Source organism: Sulfurimonas sp. (genome assembly GCF_016744025.1).
In the GTDB taxonomy this organism is placed as follows: domain Bacteria; phylum Campylobacterota; class Campylobacteria; order Campylobacterales; family Sulfurimonadaceae; genus Sulfurimonas.
In genome coordinates this window covers 1-3224 of record NZ_JADGFC010000200.1, presented here as the reverse complement: position 1 = coordinate 3224, position 3224 = coordinate 1, and the positions used below count along the sequence as shown (strand labels likewise).

4 protein-coding genes are annotated in these 3224 nt (G+C 32.6%); all 4 read left to right on the top strand.

Annotated elements, in window-relative coordinates; all coding sequences use genetic code 11:
- Positions 1-56 precede the first annotated feature (56 nt).
- The 4 genes from hisF (at position 57) to QZZ48_RS15090 (ending at position 2929) form a co-directional block, all read left to right on the top strand.
- Positions 57-815, top strand: a complete 759-nt coding sequence (gene hisF, locus QZZ48_RS15105; protein WP_294967086.1) for an imidazole glycerol phosphate synthase subunit HisF — start codon at positions 57-59, stop codon at positions 813-815.
- 1 nt (position 816) lies between these two features.
- Positions 817-1359, top strand: a complete 543-nt coding sequence (locus QZZ48_RS15100; protein ID WP_294967085.1) for a purine-nucleoside phosphorylase — start codon at positions 817-819, stop codon at positions 1357-1359.
- A complete protein-coding gene (rlmN, locus tag QZZ48_RS15095; protein ID WP_294967084.1) occupies positions 1359-2435 on the top strand; it encodes a 23S rRNA (adenine(2503)-C(2))-methyltransferase RlmN in 1077 nt (358 codons plus the stop codon). Before QZZ48_RS15100 ends, rlmN begins: the two co-directional genes overlap by 1 nt.
- Positions 2436-2689: 254 nt before the next feature.
- On the top strand, positions 2690-2929 hold the full coding sequence (locus QZZ48_RS15090) for a hypothetical protein (RefSeq protein ID WP_294967083.1): 240 nt from the start codon (positions 2690-2692) through the stop codon (positions 2927-2929).
- The last annotated feature ends 295 nt before the right edge of the window (positions 2930-3224 follow it).

The following is a 3224-nucleotide window of genomic DNA, read 5'->3' as shown; positions in this document are numbered from 1 at the left end:
ATATATAAGTCATAAACTGTATAATTACAATATTATAAAAAGAGGCTATATATATTATGAACTATTTCGCTAAAAGAATTATTCCTTGTCTTGATGTTAAAGATGGACGTGTTGTAAAAGGTGTAAACTTTGTTGGTCTTAGAGATGCAGGTGACCCTGTTGAAGTTGCAAAAAGATATAACGAAGAGGGTGCTGATGAGATCACTTTTTTAGATATCACAGCATCTAGTGATAATAGAGATACTATAGTAGATATTGTAGCCCAAGTTGCACGTGAAGTTTTCATACCACTAACAGTTGGTGGAGGAATAAGAAAACTTGACGATATTTATAAACTGTTAAATGTTGGTTGTGACAAAGTAAGTGTAAACTCAGCGGCTATTAAACGTCCAGAGCTTATTAATGAAGGTGCAAAACGTTTTGGTTCTCAATGTATAGTAACGGCTATTGATGTTAAAAAAACTGGCGATAAATACAATGTATATTTAAACGGTGGTAGAGTTGACACCGGAATTGACGCAGTTGAGTGGGCCAAAGAGGTTGTACAAAGAGGAAGTGGAGAGATATTACTTACGTCTATGGATGCTGATGGAACAAAAGCTGGTTTTGAATTAAACATTACAGAGCAGATTTCACGTGCTGTTAACGTACCAGTTATTGCTAGTGGTGGAGCTGGAACAATGCAACATATAAAAGATGCTTTTGATTGTGGTGCAGATGCAGCGCTAGCTGCTAGTATCTTTCATTATAAAGAAATTGATATTATGGATCTTAAACACTATTTACATAATAATAACATACCGGTAAGACTTTAAAATGATAATATGCGCAGGTAATAATGAGACTTTTGATTTTGCACAACCTATGGGAGTAGGGCTTATTGAAACAGCAATGAACCTAACAAGACTATGTCTTTTTGACAAACCTGAGTTTTTACTTTTTGTTGGTAGTGCTGGTAGTTACGGAAATCATAAAATATTTGATATAGTAGAGTCTAAAACAGCTTCAAACATTGAACTTGCTTTTCTTTCATCTGATGCTTACACACCTCTTGACAATGTAGTCTCAACTAACATAGATAACAAAGTTAAAGACGTTATAGTAAATTCATCAAACTATATCTCTACTAACGAAGAGCTAACGAAAAAGTTTTTAACTTTTGGTGTAGATATTGAAAATATGGAATTTTTTAGTGTTTTAAAGATAGCAGAAGAGTTTAATATTCCTGCTGGTGGAGTATTTTGTGTAACTAACTACACAAACAAAAATGCTCATGAAGACTTTTTAAAGAATCATGAACAAGCAAAAGAACTTCTAACTACACATGTAAAAAACAGAATCAAGGAACTAACAAAATAATGACTAACACGAAACCTTCACTACTTGATTTCACAAAAAAAGAGCTACAAGATTTAATTAAACCTACTTTTAGAGTTAATCAAATATTTGGTTGGTTATACCACCAATATGCCGAAAACTTTGATGATATGAAAAATGTTCCAAAAGCATTAAGAGATGAACTAGAAGAAAAGTACGTTGTAAATCCTCTTAAAATTGCCAATAAAGAAGAATCTAGTGATGGAACTATCAAGTATCTTCTTCAGATGCAAGATGGCAAAACGATGGAAGCTGTTTGGTTAAAGATGAAAGATACTCAGCTTGATGAAAATGGAGAAGTAATCCAAGAAGCTAAGTATACTATCTGTGTTTCATCACAGGTTGGATGTAAAGTAGGGTGTTCTTTTTGTCTAACTGGAAAAAGTGGCTTTACAAGAGATTTAACTGCTGGAGAGATTGTAGCTCAAGTAGTAACTCTAAAGCGTGATAACAATCATAAGCATAATAGAATGATAAATATAGTATATATGGGAATGGGTGAGCCGCTTGATAACTTAGATAATCTCTCTAAGGCTATAGAAATATTTAAAGAAGATGATGGCCTTTGCATCTCAGGTAAGCGTCAAACAGTATCTACAAGTGGTTTAAGTAACAAGATTGATCAGCTTGGACAAAAAGACCTTGGTGTACATATAGCAATATCTCTTCATGCTGTTGATGATGAACTTAGAACAGAACTAATACCTATGAATAAAGCTCATAACATAAGCTCAATTATAGAAGCTGTTAAACGCTTTCCAATTGACACTAGAAAAAGAGTTATGTTTGAATATCTTGTTATTAAAGAGAAAAATGATGACATAGCATCTGCTAAAAAACTTGTAAAACTTCTTCATGGAATAAAAGCAAAAGTAAATCTTATCTTCTTTAATCCTTACCCAGGCACAGACTATGGCAGACCTTCTAGAGCAGATATGGTAGCTTTTCAAGAGTATCTAATCGATCATGGTCTCTTGTGTACAATAAGAGACTCTAAAGGTATAGATATTAGTGCTGCATGTGGTCAACTAAAAGAGAAAACTGAGGGAGAGGTATAATGAGTTATGTTGAAATTTTTCAAGTAGTCTTTATAATAGCAGTCTTTGCTGTTGGTTTAATTGGCTTTATTAAAGTTGCCACAAGCGATGACGAAAAAAAAGACTAGTAAACTTCTTGTAACCTACCTTATGATAAAATGCCAATATTAATAACCAGCTTTGATAAACAAAGCTAACTTCAGTGGCCTCAATGGTCCAAGCGTAGATAAAAGGACGCGTTCCTTTATCGGACTAATAAAATTAAGGATAAAAATATGGCAGAAAAGAAAACTAATACAGATCGTATTAAAAGAATATATGACCTTTGTGAACTACACTTCGGTGATGTTCGTTTTGTAGGTATTAAATACCACAAGAAAATTGGTTGGATAGCTAAAGCTCAGTTTGATGGTACTTTTGAAAATCTAACTGCAGATGGTGAGACTAGTGTTGAAGCACTTCGTAATTTAAAGAATCGTGTTAAAAAAATCATTAATAGATATAACGCAGTTTAGAGCTTTGCTCAATTGTAAATAAAAATCTCTTTAACAAATAAATTTTACAAGATTTAGGAGAAGAAGAATCAGATTTTTATTTTCAGTGTAGTAAAACGACTAACACACCAGGGAAGTCGTTTATAGATGTAATAATACCCTACTTTTCTTATAGAAAAATAATCCACAAAATATTTACCTTATCTCTTAAAAAAATATAACGCCAATTCTAAAATCAAGTGCAATTTTTTGAAAGTAAGTTGAAAGATAGGATTAATCGATAATCTGCTAATCTTATTCGACCAAAAACAAAGAA

Bases quoted from the DNA above. Each gene is read 5' to 3' on its own strand.
- hisF (WP_294967086.1), top strand. From the start codon at position 57: ATGAACTATTTCGCTAAAAGAATTATTCCTTGTCTTGATGTTAAAGAT.
- QZZ48_RS15100 (WP_294967085.1), top strand. From the start codon at position 817: ATGATAATATGCGCAGGTAATAATGAGACTTTTGATTTTGCACAACCT.
- rlmN (WP_294967084.1), top strand. From the start codon at position 1,359: ATGACTAACACGAAACCTTCACTACTTGATTTCACAAAAAAAGAGCTA.
- QZZ48_RS15090 (WP_294967083.1), top strand. From the start codon at position 2,690: ATGGCAGAAAAGAAAACTAATACAGATCGTATTAAAAGAATATATGAC.